Source organism: Amycolatopsis dendrobii, from assembly GCF_014145675.1.
GTDB lineage: Bacteria > Actinomycetota > Actinomycetes > Mycobacteriales > Pseudonocardiaceae > Amycolatopsis > Amycolatopsis dendrobii.
The window spans coordinates 153,919-172,300 of record NZ_JACGZW010000018.1 but is presented as its reverse complement, the minus strand read 5'-3'; the positions used below and the strand labels follow the sequence as shown (position 1 = coordinate 172,300).

Below are 18,382 nucleotides of genomic sequence, written 5' to 3'. Positions count from 1 at the left end.
GCACGAGCGTTGCGGACCCCGTCGCGGCGCCTCATCCTGGAAAGGATCACGGCGGCGGGCGAAGGCGGGTTTCGGTGCGGGTGAACGGGAAAGCGGCCGCGCCCGGAGCGGAGACCTCGGGCGACGGGTACCTTCCCGCGCACGGGAACGGCGGCTACCGGGTCCGGCACTACGACCTCGATCTCGACTATCGCATTGGTCCGAACAGGTTGTCCGCCACGGCGGTGCTCACCTGCGAGGCCACCCAGGCGCTTTCCCGGCTGACGCTCGACTTCGGCGAGTTCCGGGTGTCGCGCGTGCTGGTCGAGGGCAAACCGGCGAAGTACGTGCGGCGCGGGCTGAAGCTGCAGGTCAAACCGGCGCGCTCGGTGCCGGCCGGGACCGTGTTCCAGGTGGAGGTCCGCTACGCGGGCAATCCGCGTCCGGTCGGCAGCCGGTGGGGCGACATCGGCTGGGACGAGCTGACCGACGGCGCGCTGGTGGCGAGCCAGCCGGTGGGCGCTCCGTCGTGGTTCCCGTGCAACGACCATCCGGCGGACAAAGCGAGCTACCGGCTCGCGATCGCCACGTCGTCGCCGTATCTCGTTGCGGCGACGGGGAATCTCGTGTCGCGGTACCAGTCGGCGAGCACCACGAAATGGGTGTTCGAACGGCCTGAGCCGACCTCGACCTACCTGATGAGCGTCCAGATCGGCCGGTACGAGGACCTCGAATTGTCCGGCGGCGCCTGGGTTCCGGAGCGCACGGTCGAGCGTCCCGGCGGCGTCGTCCAGCGGGCCGCGGTGCCGCCGCGGCTGCGGCGGGCGTTCGCGCGGGACTTCGGGCGGCAGGGCCGGATGATGGACGCGCTGGAGGAATGGTTCGGGCCGTACCCGTTCGACGAGTACGTGGTGGTCGTGACCGACGACGACCTCGACGACCCGATCGAGGCGCAGGGGATGGCGATCTTCGGCGCCAACCACGTGGACGGCAAGCGCACGCACGAGCGGCTCGTGGTGCACGAACTGGCGCACCAGTGGTTCGGCAACAGCCTGAGTGTCGCGGACTGGCAGTACATTTGGCTCAACGAAGGCTTCGCCACTTACACCGAGTGGCTGTGGTCGGAGCGGTCCGGCGGTTCGTCGGCGGAAGAGCTGGCCCGGGCGTGGCATGCGCGGGTGCGCGCCAAGCCCGCGGATGTGGCGATCGGCGATCCTGGCGTGGCGCGGATGTTCGACGAGCGGGTGTACAAGCGTGGGGGGTTGACGCTGCACGCGCTGCGCGGGGAGATGGGGGATCCGGCGTTCTTCGCGCTGGTGAAGGCTTGGGCCGTGGAGAACCGGCATGGTGCGGTGACTACGGAGCAGTTCGTGGCGCTGGCGGAGTCCTATGCGGGGCGGTCGTTGCGGGAGTTCTTCGCGGCTTGGCTGGAGCGGGTGGCGTTGCCTGCGTTGTGAGTCGTCGGGGCGGGTGGCTCGTCGCCTGGCGGCGACATCGGCCCTTGGTTGCGTGGGGCACCCCGTTAGCCCATTGTGCTGACGGTTCGGGGGTGCTTGTCAAGGCGGGAAAGATGCCTTGACAAGCACCCCCGAACCGCAGGGCGGCTTTGTATCGGGGTTGGGGGAGGGTCTGGGTGCTCCGATAGTCGGGTGTGCTGGTGCGGTTGGGCGCTTCGATGGTCGGGGTGCACCGGCGGCGGTTGGGCGGCGGGAGTTAGCGCCCCAATGTGGCATTGGGTGCGTCTTGCGCACCCAATGTGGCGTTCGGTGCGTCACATGCACCCAATGCCACATTGGGGCGCATTCTCGGTGGCGGGCGCGGGCGGGCGGGTGGGTGGTCCGTGAAGGGCTCTTGAGGGAATCCGGGGCCGGCGGAGGGGCTTCTCGCGGACGGCGGGGGCGTGAGGGGGACCCTGAGGGAATCAGAGTCAGTGGGGGTGGCCCGCACGGGCTTCACGTATCTGAATGTGCAGCTGCCGGATCCCAGTCATCGGATGTCTGTGCGGCTTTCCGGGTGAACGACTCTGGCTTTCGCCTGCTCTGTCTGGATATATTCCGCTGAACCCGCGCAAGCGGGCGCGAAACGTAATATGAATCCGGAGGGTGTCATGGTCGGGGTGTCGCGGCGGACGGTGCTTCGATCCGTGTCGGTCGCCGCGGGGGCGGCGGCGTTCGGCGGGCTTTGGGCGCAGGGTGCGCCGCCGGCCCCGGCGGCGCAGCGCAGCCCGCACCGGGATGTCGCCATGGACGCGCGGATGCGGTGGCGACGGTTGCCGAAGAACTGGCAGGAAGCGCCGTTCCTGGCCAACGGCTATCTCGGTGTCCAGGCCTACGCCGGGCAGACGCCGCAGGTGCTGAAGTTCATGCTCAGCCACACTCAGGTCCAGGATCAGCGCATCCAGTGGGAAGCGGGGATCGGGCTGTCCCGGTTGCCGATCGGCGCGATCACGCTCGCCTTCGCCGGCGCGATCACCGGCGTCGACTGGACGCTCGACCTGTACAACGCTGAACTCGGCGGCACCATCACTACCACACGCGGGCAGGTCGCGTTCTCCGCCGTGGTGCACAACGATCTTGGCGTCCTGCTCGTCTCGCTCGACCCGAGCGCGGGCGAATCCGGCGCGACGTGGGGTTTCGCCCCGCTGGTCTCGGCGACGACCCGCACGGTGCGCAAGCCGCCGGAGTACACCGCGAATCCCGAACCCGAGCAGACGAACGGGTACTGCGCGCAGCCGTTGACCGCAGGCGGCGGGTACACGACGGCGTGGCGGGAGAAGCGGATCGGCACGAAGCGGTTGTTCGCGGCGGCTGTCGCGTACTCCTTCCCGCGTTCCACGCACACCCGCGACGCCGTGTCGCTGGTCGGCCGGACGCTGGCGACGAACCCGGATCTGCTGCTCGCCTGGCATCGCCGCTGGTGGAACAGCTTCCATCAGCGCAGTTTCGTGTCCGTGCCGGACAAGCAGGTCCAGCGGTTCTACTGGATCCAGCTCTACAAGATCGCCTCGGCGACCCGCAAGGACGGCCCGGTCGCCGCCGAATGGGGGCCGTGGTTCCCGGAGGTCGGCAACAGCTGGACGGCGGTGTGGTGGAACCTGAACGTCCAGCTCACGTATCCGATCGTGAACAGCGCCAACCATCCGGAGCTGGACGCGGTGACCGAGACTTTCCGCCGCGATCACGCGAACCTGGAGGTGTCGGTTCCGCCCGCTTACCGGGACGGCGATACTTACGCCCTTTCGCATCCGGGGGATTGGCGGCTGCGGCCCGGCGGCGTAAGGACGGTCGGCGTTCCGGGGACGACGTCCAAAACGGACCAGACCGGGAACCTGTTGTGGGGCTTGCACAACGTCTGGCTCGCGTACCGCCATCACCTCGACCAGCCGGTGCTGCGCGACGTGCTCTACCCGACGCTCGCGAAGGCGCTCAACTTCTACCGGCACTTCCTCTTCACCGGACCGGACGGGCTCCTGCACCTGCCGCTCACCCGGTCTCCGGAGTACGCCGACGCGGCCGACTGCACGTACGACCTGTCGTTGATCCGCTGGGCCGCGACGACGCTGGTCGACTCAGCGAGGATCCTGCGGCTGAACGAGCCGCGCGTGCCGATGTGGCGGGAGATCGCCACGAAACTCGTTCCGTACCACGAGGATCCGGCCGACGGCGTGCTGATCGGCGACGGCGTCCGGCTCGCTGATTCGCACCGGCACTTCTCGCACTTGCTCTGGCTGTACCCGCTGCGGGAGCGGAACTGGGAGCACCCCGCCGACCGGGACGTCATGACCCGCACCTTCCGGCATTGGGCGGCGGACCAGTCGGCCTGGCACGGCTACAGCTACGCGGCCGCGTCGTCGATGAACTCGGTGATGGACCAGCCCGAGGAAGCCTTGCGGTACTTGAAGTTCTTCCTCGACCGGAACATCGTCGCGGACACCGAACTGACCGCGAACACGATGTACCGCGAGGGCTCGAACTTCGCCATCGAAAGCCCCGTCACCGCCGCACAGTCCGTTGTGGACATGCTGCTGCAAGGTTCCGGGGGAGTGGTGAAGGCATTCCCGTCGGTGTCGGCGAAGTGGCCGGACGCGTCGATCGCCGGGCTGCGTACCGAGGGCGCGTTCTTGGTGGACGCTTCGCGGCGCCGCGGCGTGACGGAGTTCGTGCGGGTGCGCAGCGAAGCCGGTGCCCCGCTGGTGCTCGACCACGGGATCGACGGCGACATCGACGTGCGCGATCAATGGGGCCGGCGGTTGCCCTGGCGGCCGGTCGGGCCCCGGCGGATCACGCTGGAGCTGCGGCGGGGCAGCACGGTCACCGTCACCCCGCGCGGTGCCCGTCCGGACTTCGGGCCGCGTGACGTTCCTTCGCTGGGCACCGTCCCGGCCTGGGGTTTGCCTGACTAGAAACGAGGAGGCTGGCGGACATGGACATCTCGCGCCGGACAATGCTCGGCGGAGCGCTCGCCGGGATCGCCGCCGCAGCGGCCGGGCTGCCGGGGGCCAGCGCGGCGGAACTGGGCCGCGACGGCGTCGACTGGGCGGATTTCCTGGCGACCGCGGACCTGCGCTGGCGGCGGATGCCGAAGACCTGGTACGAGGGCCCTTTCCTGGGCAACGGTTTCCTCGGCTCCGGCATCTACGCCGAACCCGGGCGCAACGCGGTCCGCTTCAACGTCCAGCACAGCCAGGTGCAGGACCACCGGCCGCAGTTCGGGTCGCTGTTCGGACTGGCGCGGCTGCCGATCGGGTACTTCACCCTCGAACCGGTCGGCGCGATCACCGGCCTCGACTGGCGGCTCGACGTCTGGAACGCCGAACTCGCCGGCACGATCACCACCGCGGCGGGCAGCCTGGAACTGCGTGCGATCGTCCACACCGGACAGTCGCTGCTCGCGGTGGAGGTGCGGCCGTCGGAGGGCGAACGCGGCTTCCAGTGGGTGTTCCATCCGGCGAAGGCGATCAGCCCGCGCGCCGATCCGGTGTGGAAGAAGCCGCCGCCGGACGGATACGCGGAGAACCCGCCGGTCCACTTGCAGCAGGCAGGCGACGCGCACCTCGCGGTCCAGCCGCTGCTGGCGGGCGGCGAGCACGTGACGGCTTGGCGTGAGGTCTCTCGCGGCAGCGCGCGGACGCTGTACACGTCGGTCGCGTGGTCGCATCCGGAGAAGACCTCGGCGGTCCGCGCGTTGCAGACCGTGCGGCGGGCGAGCACGCTGGAAGTGCTGACCTGGGACCATCGCCGTTGGTGGCACGACTACTACCGGCGCAGCTTCCTGTCCATTCCGGACACCCGGCTGCAGAGTTTCTACTGGATCCAGCTGTACAAGGTCGCGTCGGCCGCGCGCCGGGAAGCGCCGGTGATGGCTACTTCCGGGCCGTGGCTGGAAAACACGCCGTGGCCCGCGACCTGGTGGAACCTCAACGTGCAGCTGGAATACTGGCTCATCCAAGGTTCCAACCACCTCGAACTCGACGCGGTCAGCTACGCGCTCGGCAAGTACCGGGACCGGCTCACCAGCCAGGTCGCGAAGCCGTACCAGGCCGATTCCGCGGGCATCCCGCGCACCACCGACATGACGCTGCTCAACGGCCTCGCCGACTCGACCAGCGGCTACCCGGTCGGCATCCCCGGCAAGGACACCCCGACGCCCGAGGTCGGCAACCTTACCTGGGCACTGCACAACGTCTGGCTGACCTGCCGGCACACGATGGACCGCCAGCTGCTCCGCGACACGCTGTTCCCGTTGCTGCGCAAGGCAATCAACTACTACCTGCACTTCCTCGCCCCCGGCCCGGACGGCCGCCTGCATCTCCCGGCGACCTTCTCCCCGGAGTACGGCGTGAACGCGCCGGACACCAATTACGACCTCGCCCTGATCCGCTGGGGTTGCCGGACCTTGCTGGACACCGCGCGCGAGCTGCGCATCGCCGATCCGCTGGCGGGCAAATGGCAGCAGGTGCTCGCCACGCTCACCGACTACCCGGCCGACGAGAACGGCTACATGATCGGCGCGGGCGTCCCGTTCGCCAAATCGCACCGGCATTACTCGCATCTGCTGCAGATCTACCCGCTTTACGAGATCACCTGGGAACAACCGGAGCATCGCGAGATCATCGAAACCTCGCTCAACCATTGGGTCGGCTTCGAGGGCGCGTTGCAGGGCTACACGTTCACCGGCGCCGCGTCGATCTCCGCGCAGATGCTCCGTGGCGAGAAGGCCGCGTATTACCTCGACGAGCTGCAAAAACGTTATATCCAACCGAACACGATGTACAAGGAATCCGGTCCGGTCATCGAAACGCCGTTGTCCGCGGCGAAATCCATGCAGGACATGCTGGTGCAGAGCTGGGGCGGCGTCGTCCGGCTGTTCCCGGCGGTGCCGGCGGCGTGGGGTGACATCGCGGTGCGCGACTTCCGGACCGAAGGCGCGTTCTTGCTCAGCGCATCGCGTGAAGGCGGGAAAACGCGCTGGCTGAAGGTGCACAGCGAAGCCGGTTCGCCCTGCGTCCTGAGGCCAGGCATCGACGGCGAGTTGACGGTGACGGACGCGCACGGCCGTCCGCGGCGCTGGCGGCGGCTGGCGAACGGAGACGTGCAGGTCGATCTCGCGCGCGGTCAGGACGCGTATGTCTGCCGCCGCGGCGACCGGCCGGACTTCACGGTCCGGCCGGTCGCGCCCGGCGGGTCGAGCGATCCGTGGGGGATGCCGTGAGCTAACGGGCGAGGAGGCGGCGAAGTGCTTCCAGCAGGCCGGTTCCCGCCGCTGCGTGCCGCCAGGCGATATAGCCGTCCGGCCGGACGAGGAGGCAGCCGTTTTCCTCGATGCCGCTGATCCGGGCCCAGTCTCCGTAGGAATCGCGGGCCTCGGGCGAACCGATGGTCACGACCCGCAGGTCCAGCCCGAGGTCCGCACCGGCTTTCGCGGCGGCTTCACGCCAGGCGCCGCCGGTGAGTCCAGTGAGGACAGTCCACCGGCCGCGGCCGACGGTATCCAATGTGGACACTCGGCGACCGTCCGGGCCGACGAGCCAGACGTGCGGCAGTTTCGCGCCCGGCGTGGTCGTCGGACGGTGGTACAGCTCGGGATCCCGGTCCGCCGCGGGCTCGACGCCATCCGGGAGGACCGCGTTCGAGACGTACCGCTGGTCCATCTCGACGCCGTGCGCGTTGAACTCGTAGTTCTTCAGCTCGATCGCCGCCTGCAACCGCTTCCGCCGCAGGGCTCCGTCCTCGGTGGCGGCGGTGCAGGCGGCGAGACCGGCGGCGATGGCGTCTGAATCGGTGTCGCCGTCGATGCCGAGCGCGGCGAAAATCGGCCCGAACTGGTCGCGACTGAGGTTCGCCCGGTCCACGATCTGCTTGCCGACCGGGGCGCGCTCGGCGCTGTAGCTGTCGAGAAGTCCTTCGCCCGCCTCGCCGCGGACCACCATCGCGAGTTTCCACGCCAGGTTGTACGCGTCCTGCACCGAGGTGTTGGACCCGAGCCCGTTGGACGGCGGATGCCGGTGCACCGCGTCGCCCGCGCAGAAAACGCGGCCGGACGAGTACTGCGTCGCATAGCTGTGGTTGACCGTCCACAGTGAAGTCGAAGTGATCTCCACCGGGAGGTCGGGATCGCCGACCAGGTCGCGGACGATTCTGGCCGCTTCTTCGGCGCTCACGCCGGGCGGTGGCTGCGCGATGTCGTAACCCCAGGTCAGCAGCCATTCGTTCCACGGCCGGACCATCCGCACGAGACCCATCCCGATACCGCCGAGATGCGCGCCCGGCCGCATCACCCAGTACAGCACGCTCGGCCGGTGCGCGACGTGCTCGGAAAGGTCGGCGGTGAAAGTGATGTTCATGCTGCCGGCTTTGCCGGACTGGCCGTCGATCGGCAGCCCGGCTTGCTCGGCGACGCGGCTGCGGGCGCCGTCCGCGCCGATCAGGTAACGGGCGCGGAGAGTGAACTCGTCGCCGCGAACCCGGTCCAGCAATCGCGCGGTCACGCCGTCATCGTCTTGGGCGAAGTCGAGGAATTCCGTGTCCAGGCGCAGCTTCGCCCCGCGCGCGGCGGCATTCGCGGCCAGGATCGGTTCCAGGTAGGTCTGCGGCAGGTCGATCAGGTGGCACGGGCTCGCCGCCGCGTATTCAGTCGCCGAGCGATCAGCGGTGCCCCAGCTGGCGATCCGGCCGATTTCCTCGCCCACGAGCGACGTGCACAGGACGGTGTCGCCCATCAGCTCCGGGGGAGTGCCTTGCGCGAGCGCCTGGTCTTCGATGCCGAGGTCGCGCAGGACCTCCATCGTGCGCTGGTTGGTGATGTGCGCGCGGGGCGTGTGCGCCATCCAGCCGTATCTGGTCGCGAGCACGGTGCGGACGCCGTAGGTCGCGAGCAGCAGCGCGGCGGAACCGCCTGCCGGGCCGCTGCCGACCACGAGGACGTCGGTGTCATACCTGGTCATGATGGGTTCCCGGGGAGACGCGGAAGGTGAAATCGAGGCGGCGCCAGGGTTCGCGCCCGTCCGGCGCGGGGCCGGTCTGTTCGGCGAAGTCGACGATCAGGCCGTCCTTCACGCCGAACACGGTGTCCGAATCGAGGTAGTCGCCGCCGCGGACGAACAGCTGGGTCACCAGCGTGCGGTAGCCCGGTTTGGCGATCATGAAGTGCACGTGCGGCGCGCGGAACGGATGCCGTTCGGTCGCCGTGAGCATGCCGCCGACCGGGCCGTCGTCCGGGATCGGGTACGCCGAGGGCACGATCGTCCAGAACCGCAGCCGCCCTTCGGCGTCGGTCCGGAACCGGGCGCGCAGCACCGGGCCGTCCACATCGGGCAGCTGGACGTCGTAGAAACCGTCCTCATTGGACTGCCATACGTCCACTGTCGCGTCCGGCACCGGGGTTCCGTCCGGTTCGGTAACCTGGACATCAGTCCACAGTGGAGTGCCCGGCAATCCTTCGGCGAGATCCGCGCCCTGCTCGGTTTCCGGCGGTCCCTCCACATAGAACGGACCCAGTACGGCCGACGGCGTGGTGTCCGGCGTCCGCGAGTTCGTGAGCACGTCGACCACGCTCGAAACGCCGAGGATGTCCGACAGCAGGATAAACTCCTGCCGCGTGTCGGAGCTGATTTGCCCGGTACGAGTAAGGAAGCCGATCGCGTACTCCCACTCCTCCTGAGTGAGATCGGTGCGCACGACGTACGAATGCAGCGTGCGGACCAGCTCGGACAGCAGTTCGCGCAACCGAGGATCCGGTGTGCTGGCAAAGCTGTCCACGACCTCCTGGGTGAGCCCACGCAAATCAGGCGGCGTGCCTTCCGCCGGGTCCGGACGAGTGCCGGACCACGCGTGCCGCAGCAGGTCTTCGATGCCGTCGCGGGTGAGTTCGCGCGGATTCGGGTAAGGCGCGGCGGCGGCCAGTTCGGCGGCCTTGGCGAGATCGCCTTCGGCAAGGCCGATTTCGGCCAGCGAACGCGGCACCGGCAGACCGGCGATCAGGTCGAACATCGCGGTCGGCGCGTCCGGCGCACCGAGCGCTTCGGCGATCCGCCGCATCGCGTCGGCGGCGTTCGGCGCGTTGTACGCCATGGCGTGCGGAAGAACGATCGTGTGCGTTTCCGCGTGCGGCAGCCCGAAACTGCCGCCGAGGGTGTGGCACAGCTTGTGGTGCAAACCCATCCCGACCGAACCCAGGCACGAACCGGCCAGCCACGCGGCGCGCAGCGCGTCCGTTCGAGCGTCCGCATCGGACGGATCGGCGGCGATCCGCGGCAGCGCGGCGGCGAGCAACCGGATCGCTTCCAAGGCGAACTGGTCGACGATGGGGTTGGCCTGCGCCGAATAGAGCGCTTCGACCGCGTGCGCCATCGCGTTGACACCGCTGGTCAGCGAGGTCGGCACGGGCAGGCCGAGCGTGAGGTCGACGTCGTAGACGACCACCTCGGGCAGCACCTTCGGCGACGACTGGGTGGTCTTGCGCCCGTTCTCGGTCTGGCCGACCACCGGCGTCATCTCGGACCCGGCGTAGGTGGTCGGCACGATGATCTGCGGGAGGTCGGTGCGCAGCGCGAGCGCCTTGGCCAGCCCGGTCGCGGACCCGCCGCCGATCGCGACGACGCAGTCCGCGGAGTGCTCGGCGACCAGCGCGAGCGCGCGTTCGGTGACCTCGACCGGGGTGTGCATCGTGGGCTCGCCGAAGCGGGCGGCGAGCAGCGGGCCGAGCGCCTCAGCCGTGCGATCGGCTGCCTGAGCAGCGGACTTTCCGGCCACCAGCAGCACCCGGCCGGCTTCGAGCCGCCGCACTTCGTCGGGGACGACGGCGAGCGTGCCGCTGCCGAACACGACCCGGGCCGGGTTGGCGGTGTAGGTGAACATCGACGGTCCTTCCACGCGGGTACGTCGAGTATCCGGGTGGCGAAGACCCCGCGCCTGCACAGACGTGCTGAGCGGACTGCACGAAACGCGCGTCAGCCGTCCCGGCGCAGCGCGGCGGGCGTGGTGCCCAGCTGGGCGCGCAGCACCCGGGTGAGGTGTTCCTGGTGGGAGAAACCGCAGCGCACGGCGATGTCCGCGATCGGTTCGGTGCCGGTGCGCAGCAGCAACCCGGCTTGTTCCACGCGCAGCCGCAGCAGGTAGCGGTGCGGCGGCAGCCCGGTGCGGGCCTTGAACCGCCGGGCGAACCGGCTGACGCTCAGCCCGGCCGCCGCGGCCAGCTCGGCCAGACCGAGCGGTTCGGCGAGCCGTTCGTCCATCAGCTCGCGCACCTGGGCGAACTGCCGGTCAGTCAACGCCTCGACCGGCCTTGCTGCCGGGGGAACGCCCGGCCCGGCCCGGTGCTGCCGCGCGAGCTGCGCGGCGACGAGCGCGCCGAGCTGATCCGCATACGCGCGGGCACCCGGCTCCCACTCCCGCACGACCCGGTCGAGCGCGAGAACGAGCTGTTCGAGCAGGGGATCGACGCTGCCGAGCTCGTCGGCCAGCCGGACCGGAGCGTCCGATCCGGCGGCCTCCTGCACCGCCGAGTCCGGCAGGTACACGTGCAGGGTGTCGAGTTCGCCGCCGAGCTCCACCGACAGTTCCTGGTGCGACGGCTGGAGGAAGAGCCCGCCCGCCGGGATCCGCCTGCTGCGCTCGCCGGGCGACCCGACGCCGCGGCGGACCGTCACGGGACCGGCGAGATGCAGGATCAGCTGGTGCGTGCGAGCGGGCCCGAACTCCGCGCGATACGGGAGTTCGCGCTGTTTGGACAGGTAGATCCGGTCCCAGCCGAGACCCGCGCTGGTGCGTTCCGGGCGGATCCACGGCAGGGAAAGGATGCCGTTCGTGTCGGCAGGCCCGAGCTCGCCCACGGCGTCCTCCTCTTCGAGGGTCCCGTGGGCGAGGGTACCGCTCAGAGCGGGTTGAACACGCCCAGCGGCGCGGTGCAGAACGGCCCGCCGACGTACTCGGCCGCGGCGCCGGTCGGCGCGGGCTTGTCCGCCAGCTGCTCGGCGTAGACCTCGGCGTTGTCGTGGGACTTGTAGCCCAGCGCCTCGGCCTCGGCAAGCGAGTAGACGCGGCGGGTGTTGTCCGAGACGCCCCAGATCATCCGGTAGCCCGGCGACGGCGCGCTCAGGCACGCCTCGAACAGCCGCGCCCCGTCGTCCGGCGACAACCAGCTGGTCAGCCCGCGGATGCCGAGCGGCAGCGGGGTCTCGAAGCACGAGCCGATGCGGATGACGATCACGTCCATGCCGAACCGCGACGCATACAGGCTGCCCAGCGCTTCGATGGCGGCTTTGCTTACGCCGTAATAAGTGTCCGGCCGGCTGCTGGAGTCGGCGGGCAGCCCGTTCTCGCCCGCGTCGGCGTTGCGGCGGAAGCCGACGGCGTGGTTGCTCGACGCGAGCACGACCCGGCGGATCCCGGCTTCGCGCGCGGCTTCGAGGACGGTGTGCGTGCCGTTGATGTTGACGTCGAGGGTGGCGTCCCAGGACGCCTCGCGGCTGAGCCCGCCGAGGTGGATCAACGCGTCCGCGCCCGCGCAGGCGGCGGCCATCGCCTCGGGGTCGGTGACCGAGCCGGTCACGATCTCGACCGCTTCGCCGTCCTCGGCGGCGGGCTGCTCGGCGAGGTCGAGCAGCCGCAGCACCCGGCCTTCCCGGCGCAGCCGCGGCCGCATCAGGGTGCCGACGACGCCGGCCGATCCGGTGATCAGCACACGCTGGTCTGGCATGGATTTCCTCTCACGAAAGCTCGTGAGTGCCTGCGCCGGTTCTGACCGGCGCCGACGCTCACGAGGGACACGGGTGGCGGCGGTCAGCGGATTCCGGCGCGGCGCAGCTGCTGGCCGAGCTCGGCGGTGGTTTCGGCCAGCAGCTCGCCGACGCGTTCGACGTCGGCGTCGGTGACCTTGCCCAGCGGCATCGAGCAGCTCATCGCGTCGGTGCCGGGGATGCGGTACGGGATCACCGCGGCGACGCAGCGAACGCCGAGGGTGCCCTCTTCGATCTCGGCGGCGTACCCGCGTTCCCGGGTGCGCGCGAGGTCGGCGTGCAGCGCGTCGAGCGTGGTGATGGTGTTCGGGGTGAGCGCGACCAGCTCCTCGGGCATGAGCGCCTCGACCTCTTCGTGGGTCAGTTCGGCGAGCAAGGCCTTGCCCAGCGCGGTCGCGTGCGTGGGCAGGGTGCGGCCGACGCGCGAGATGAGGTGCGTGGAGTGCTGCGACTCGCGCGTCTCCAGGTAGACGACCTCGGTGCCGTTGCGGCGGGCGAAATGCGCGGTGAAGCCGGTCTTCTCGCGGATGCGCTCCAAAGCTTCGGTGGCGTAGGGGACGATCGCGTCGCGGTCGAGGTAGGCGGTGCCGCAGATCAGCGCGCGCACGCCGAGCCGGTAGCGCGCGGAGTTCGCGTCCGCCTCCAGCCAGCCCGCGTCCAGCAGGGTGCGCAGCAAACCGTGCAGACTGGAGCGGGGGAATCCGGTGCGCGCATGGAGATCCGACAGCGACAGCCACACGTCGTTCGCGGCGAACGTCTCGATCAGGTCGATGGCGCGCCGCGCCGACTTCACGCCCGCGGACTCCGCGGGAGCGGTGGCGGGGTCCGTCTTCTGCGCCATGCGCGTCCTCCAACCGGGCCGTTGACTTGTGAGTCCGGCCATATTAGCGTCCCGAACAGCGTTCTTGTGGGTGAACATAGTCACGATAACAGACTCCATTCAAGAATGTGAACATTGGAGCAGAAACTGATGGCACAGACCGAGATCGAGCTGGACGGCTTGCTGGCGTTCCCGCTGACCCCGTTCACCGAAGACCTCGAGCTCAACCTCGACGGGTTCGCGGAGAACGTGGAGAGCCACATCGCCGCCGGTGCGGGCGCGCTGTTCGTCGCGTGCGGCACCGGGGAGTTCAGCTCGCTGTCGGTCGACGAGGTCGCGGCGCTGCTGGCCAAGGCGCGCGAGGTCGCCGGCGGGCGAGTCCCGGTGTGGGTCGGCGCGGGCGGCGGTGCCGCGGGTGCGCGCGCGGGTGTCGCGGCGGCGCAGGCGGGCAACGCCGACGGGGTGCTGCTGCTTCCGCCGTACCTGGTCACCGGGCCGCAGGACGGGCTGGTCGACTACGTGCGCTACGCGATCGGCGACACCTCCGTGCCGGTGATCGTCTACCACCGCAGCACTGGCGTCTTCACCGCGCCGGCCGCGGTGAAGCTGCTGGACATCCCGTCGGTGGTCGGGATCAAGGACGGCTACGGCGACGTCGAAGCGATGACCCGGATCGTCACCACGATCCGCGCGCTCGGCACGCGGCGTTCCGCGGACTTCTTGTTCTTCAACGGTTTGCCGACCGCGGAAGTGTCCGCGAAGGCGTATGCGGCGGCTGGCGTCGCGCGCTACTCCTCGGCGGTGCACTGCTTCGCGCCGGAGATCGCGCACCGCTTCCACCGCGCGCTCGCGGAGGACGACAACGCGACGATGGACGCGCTGCTCGCCGGGTTCTACCTGCCGCTGGTGGCGTTGCGCGACGAGACGCCCGGCTTCGCGGTGTCGCTGGTCAAGGCCGCCGCCCGGCTGCGCGGCGACAAGGTCGGCACTGTCCGGCCGCCGCTGATCGAGCCGACGCCCGAGCAGATCGACCGGCTGGGCAAGGTCGTCGAAAACGGTTTCGCCGTGCTGAAAGGCCTCTGATGAAGATCCGGGACGTGGTGCTGACCCCGGTCGCCTTCGCGGACGCACCGCTGCTCAACGTGATGGGCGTGCACGAGCCGTTCGCGTTGCGCAGCGTGGTGCAGGTGGTGTGCGACGACGGCGTGGTCGGCCTCGGCGAGTCTTACGGCGACGCGGCGTTCCTTGGCGAGGTGCGCAAGGTGCTGCCGGAACTGGCCGGACACGGCATTTTCGACCTGCCGGGCCTGAAGCGGATCATCGCGCGCACGCTCGCCGGAACGGTGCTGACCGACGAGCACGGCCTGATCGGCGGATTCTCCATCCGCAAGACGATCGCCAGCGTGTACTCGCTGTTCGAGGTCGCCTGCCTGGACGCGCAAGGCCAGTTTCTCGGCCGTCCGGTCGCCGACCTGCTCGGCGGCAAGGCTCGCGACGCCGTCGACTTCTCCGCGTACTTGTTCTACAAGTACGGCGCGCACCTCGACGCGGACGAGGACAGCTGGGGCGAGATCCTCACCCCGGAAGCGCTGGTCGGCTCGGCGCAGCGCATGGTCGACGACTACGGGTTCCGTTCGATCAAGCTCAAGGGCGGGGTTTTCGCTCCGGAGCAAGAGATCGAGGGCATCCGCGCGCTCGCTTCGGCGTTCCCCGGGCATCCCTTGCGCATCGACCCGAACGCGGCGTGGACGCCCGAGACGAGCATCCGCGTGGCCGCTGAACTCGACGGCGTGCTGGAGTACCTCGAAGACCCGACGCCGGGCATCGAGGGCATGGCGCGCGTCGCACGCGAGGCGAGCATGCCGTTGGCCACCAACATGTGCGTGGTGAACTTCGGCGACCTGGAACCCGCCTTCCGGGCGCGCGCGATCGGTGTTCTCTTGTCCGACCACCACTTCTGGGGTGGAATGCGCGACACTCAGGCGCTGTCGGTAGCCTGCGAGAGCTTCGGCGTCGGGCTGTCCATGCACTCCAACAGCCACCTCGGAATCAGCCTCGCCGCGATGGTCCACGTCGCGGCTGCCACCCCGCACCTGACGTACGCCTGCGACACGCACTGGCCATGGAAGACTGCCGACGTGATCGAATCGGGCGTGCTGGATTTCGTCGACGGGGCAGTGGCGGTTCCGGACCGGCCCGGGCTCGGGATCACGCTGGACCAGGACGCGCTCGCCAGGGCGCACGAGGACTATGTCCGATGTGGACTGACCAAACGGGACGATGTGACATACATGCGCAAGTACACGCCCGGCTTCGAACCGAACACGGCGAGGTGGTGAACCGGTGAAGGTGACCGGATACGCGTATCCGTGGGACGTGCTCGGCGACACCGCGTTCGCCGAGCGGGCGCAGGATCTCGGGGTGGACGAGGTCGCCGTGGCCTTGGCCTACCACAGCGCCCGCGCCGCGACCCCGTGGTCGACCGAGCGGACCTCGGTGGTCGCGCGCACTGCCGCTCTCTACCGCCCGGTGCGCGCGGAAGCCTGGTCGGACCTCGTGCCCGCCACGCCGGATTGGGTCTCCGGGGAAGACAGCGGCGGCGATGCGGTCCGCCGGCTCAACGACGCCGGAATACCGGCTGCCGCGTGGATCGTGCTCACGCATAATTCGCAGCTGGGCACCGAATTCCCGCAGTACGCGGTGCGCAACTGCTTCGGCGAGTCGTACCCGTGGGCGTTGTGCCCCGCGCAGCCCGCAGTACGCGAGTACGCAGCGACGCTCACCGCGGAATCCGTTGCAGGACTGAAGCTTTCGTCAGTGCTGCTGGAAGCGTGCGGCCCGCTCGGCGGCGTGCACCAGCACCAGCACGAGAAGACCGACGGTGTGTGGGCTCCCGCTGCCGCTCGGCTGTTGTCGATCTGCTGCTGCGACGCCTGTGCGGAAGGCTGGACCGGCCTCGACCCGTCGGAGGTCCGGGAAACCCTGCGCGCCGAGGTGCAGCGGCTGATCGCTACGGCGGATTTGTCGGTGGGCGAGGACAGACTTCCGGGCGAGCTGAAGGAAAAACTGCTGTCTGGTCGGCAGCGGTCGACCGACGCGCTGCGGGCTGCGGTCTTGGCCGTGCTGGAGCCGGGTACGCGGATCGTGCTGCACGGCGCACTCGACCCGTGGGTGACCGGCGCGCTGCCCGGCTTGACCCCGACAGCCGCCGACGACGCCGAGACGGTCGTGCTGCAGAACTGGGCCCCGGGCCAGGCGAGCGTTGACGCCGTCGCGGCCGCACGGCACGCGCTGCCCGACCGGGTCGCGATCGGCAGCTACATCACGGCGGTCGGGGCGAGCGCGGTGCCGGATATCGGGGCTTATGTGGGCGAGCTGGCGAAGGCTGGCGCTACGGAACTGCATCTGTACCACTTGGGCCTTGCCGGGCCTGCGCGTTGGCCGGATCTGCACGCCGCTACCGCTGCTGCGCACTCGGTGTCGTGAGGAGCTGCTTTGAGTCGCGAAGTTTTTGCCGCGGAGCGGGGACGCGTGCTCGCCGGGTGTCGTGAACCTGTGCGGCGAGGAGCTGTGTCGAGTCGCGAGATGTCCGCTCTGGAGCGGGGAAGGGCGCGGGCGGCCGCTGGGCCGTTGGCCGGGGCGGGCCGTCGCCGGGTGCTCGGTGCCGTGAAGTTCGTGCGGCACGGAGCTGCTCCGAGCCGCGAAACCCCCGCCCCGGAATGGGAAAGCGTGCTGGCAGCCGCCCCGCGGTCGGTCGAAAACATCCCGGCTGACCGAGCCGAGTGCCGCGCCGCAGCGCGCTCGGCGTCCTGAACCTGTTTGACGAGGAGATCCATTGAGCCGCGAAACTTCCGCCCCGGAACTGGAAAGCGTGCTGGCCGCCGCTGCCGCAGCCGCCCGGCCGTTCGCTGAGAGCACCCCGGCCGACCGGGCCCAGTGGCTGGCCGCAGCCGCGGATGCGCTCGACGCCGCCGCTGATGAGCTGATTCCGTTGGCGCACCAGGAAACCCGCCTTCCGGCCGCCCCGCGGTTGAAGGGCGAACTCGCGCGCACCACGTTCCAGCTGCGGCTGTTCGGCGAGGTGCTGCGGGACGGCGAATTCCTGGGCGCGACCGTCGACCACGCCGACCCGGCCTGGCCGATGGGCGCCCGGCCGGACCTGCGCCGGGTGCTCGTGCCGATCGGGCCGGTGCTCGTGTTCGCCGCGAGCAACTTCCCGTTCGCGTTCAGCGTCGCGGGCGGCGACACCGCTTCGGCGCTGGCCGCGGGGTGCCCGGTGGTGCTCAAAGCGCATCCGGGCCACGAAGAGCTCTCGACGCGGACCGGCGAGATCGTCGCGCAGGCATTGACCGCCGCGGGTGCGCCGGAGGGTGCGTTCGCGGTGATCCACGGCGTGGAACAGGGTGTGGCGGCGCTCAAGGACCCGCGGATTTCCGCCGCCGCGTTCACCGGTTCGGTGCCGGGCGGGCGCGCGCTGTTCGACATCGCGGTCTCACGGCCGACACCGATTCCGTTCTACGGCGAACTGGGCAGCGTCAACCCAGTCGTGGTCACGCCGGGCGCGGTGGCCGCGCGCGGCGAAGCGGTGGCGAAGGGCTACGCCGGGTCGTTCAGCCTCGGCGCGGGCCAGTTCTGCACCAAGCCGGGCCTGCTCTTCCTGCCCGAGGGCCACGGGTTGGACGACACCCTGCGCGAGGCCGTCAGCGCGGTGGCTCAGCAGGAAATGCTGAACGACCGCATTGCCGCCGGGTTCGCGCAGAAGCTCGCGGACCTGCGCGCGGTGTCGGGCGTCGAGTCGGTAGTGGAAGGCGCACAGGACGGCGATGCGTTCACCCCGTCGCTGCTGGCCACCACCGCGAAGGAATTCCTGGCCGGGGGAGAGGCGGTCCGCGAGGAGCACTTCGGACCGGCGTCGCTGATCGTCACCTACTCCGACCAGGCAGAACTGACCGAGGTGCTGGACAGCCTCGAACCCGGCTTGACCGCGACAGTCCAGGGCGAGGACAGCGACGCCGACTTCGTGCGTCCGCTGCTGCCCTCGCTCGCCAGGTTGGCCGGACGGCTGCTGTGGAACGACTGGCCGACCGGCGTCACGGTCAGCTGGGCCCAGCAGCACGGCGGCCCGTACCCGGCGACGACCGCTCCGACCACGACGTCGGTCGGCACAGCCGCGATCGAACGCTTCCTGCGTCCGGTGGCCTGGCAGAGCTTCCCGGACGCGCTGCTGCCGGAAGCCCTTCAGGAAGCGAACCCGTGGCAGTTGCCGCGCCGTGTCGACGGAACGCGCTGAGCAGAGCCCCTCGTGCGCGGCAATCGCGGTTCTGACCGGGATTGCCACGCACAACCAA

Annotated in this window: 12 protein-coding genes; 7 read left to right on the top strand and 5 right to left on the bottom strand. The window is 69.8% G+C overall.

Annotated features, from left to right (window positions below):
• Positions 1-80 precede the first annotated feature (80 nt).
• The 3 genes from H4281_RS39760 to H4281_RS39750 all read left to right on the top strand — a co-directional run bounded on the left by H4281_RS39760 (position 81) and on the right by H4281_RS39750 (position 6,690).
• Entirely contained in the window at positions 81-1,436 is a 1,356-nt protein-coding gene (locus H4281_RS39760) for a M1 family metallopeptidase (protein WP_182896017.1), read from the top strand.
• 650 nt (positions 1,437-2,086) lie between these two features.
• Positions 2,087-4,381, top strand: a complete 2,295-nt coding sequence (locus H4281_RS39755) for a glycosyl hydrolase family 95 catalytic domain-containing protein (RefSeq protein ID WP_182895996.1) — start codon at positions 2,087-2,089, stop codon at positions 4,379-4,381.
• A gap of 20 nt (positions 4,382-4,401) precedes the next feature.
• Positions 4,402-6,690, top strand: a complete 2,289-nt coding sequence (locus H4281_RS39750) for a glycosyl hydrolase family 95 catalytic domain-containing protein (protein ID WP_182895995.1) — start codon at positions 4,402-4,404, stop codon at positions 6,688-6,690.
• A 1-nt stretch (position 6,691) separates the two neighbouring features.
• On the opposite strand, the gene H4281_RS39745 is transcribed toward H4281_RS39750, so the two are convergent.
• The 5 genes from H4281_RS39745 to H4281_RS39725 all read right to left on the bottom strand — a co-directional run bounded on the left by H4281_RS39745 (position 6,692) and on the right by H4281_RS39725 (position 13,055).
• Positions 6,692-8,422, bottom strand: a complete 1,731-nt coding sequence (locus tag H4281_RS39745; RefSeq protein WP_182895994.1) for an FAD-dependent oxidoreductase — start codon at positions 8,420-8,422, stop codon at positions 6,692-6,694.
• Positions 8,409-10,334 carry a maleylacetate reductase and hydroxyquinol 1,2-dioxygenase domain-containing protein gene (locus H4281_RS39740; RefSeq protein ID WP_182895993.1) on the bottom strand — a complete coding sequence of 642 codons (1,926 nt, stop codon included), beginning with the start codon at positions 10,332-10,334 and terminating at the stop codon, positions 8,409-8,411. Before H4281_RS39740 ends, H4281_RS39745 begins: the two co-directional genes overlap by 14 nt.
• Positions 10,335-10,426: 92 nt before the next feature.
• Positions 10,427-11,308, bottom strand: coding sequence for a helix-turn-helix domain-containing protein (locus H4281_RS39735; RefSeq protein ID WP_182895992.1), 882 nt, complete (start codon positions 11,306-11,308; stop codon positions 10,427-10,429).
• 41 nt (positions 11,309-11,349) lie between these two features.
• On the bottom strand, positions 11,350-12,174 hold the full coding sequence (locus H4281_RS39730) for an NAD-dependent epimerase/dehydratase family protein (protein ID WP_182895991.1): 825 nt from the start codon (positions 12,172-12,174) through the stop codon (positions 11,350-11,352).
• A gap of 83 nt (positions 12,175-12,257) precedes the next feature.
• Positions 12,258-13,055, bottom strand: coding sequence for an IclR family transcriptional regulator (locus H4281_RS39725; protein WP_067589020.1), 798 nt, complete (start codon positions 13,053-13,055; stop codon positions 12,258-12,260).
• A gap of 129 nt (positions 13,056-13,184) precedes the next feature.
• On the opposite strand from H4281_RS39725, the gene H4281_RS39720 reads away from it, so the two are divergent.
• The 4 genes from H4281_RS39720 to H4281_RS39705 all read left to right on the top strand — a co-directional run bounded on the left by H4281_RS39720 (position 13,185) and on the right by H4281_RS39705 (position 18,324).
• Complete coding sequence (locus H4281_RS39720; RefSeq protein ID WP_182895990.1) at positions 13,185-14,117, top strand: 5-dehydro-4-deoxyglucarate dehydratase; 933 nt, start codon at positions 13,185-13,187, stop codon at positions 14,115-14,117.
• A complete protein-coding gene (locus tag H4281_RS39715; protein ID WP_182895989.1) occupies positions 14,117-15,373 on the top strand; it encodes a glucarate dehydratase family protein in 1,257 nt (418 codons plus the stop codon). Before H4281_RS39720 ends, H4281_RS39715 begins: the two co-directional genes overlap by 1 nt.
• A gap of 4 nt (positions 15,374-15,377) precedes the next feature.
• Positions 15,378-16,520: a cupin domain-containing protein gene (locus H4281_RS39710; protein WP_182895988.1), complete on the top strand. Its 1,143-nt coding sequence runs from the start codon at positions 15,378-15,380 to the stop codon at positions 16,518-16,520.
• A 349-nt stretch (positions 16,521-16,869) separates the two neighbouring features.
• Positions 16,870-18,324, top strand: coding sequence for an aldehyde dehydrogenase (NADP(+)) (locus H4281_RS39705; RefSeq protein WP_182895987.1), 1,455 nt, complete (start codon positions 16,870-16,872; stop codon positions 18,322-18,324).
• Positions 18,325-18,382 lie beyond the last annotated feature (58 nt).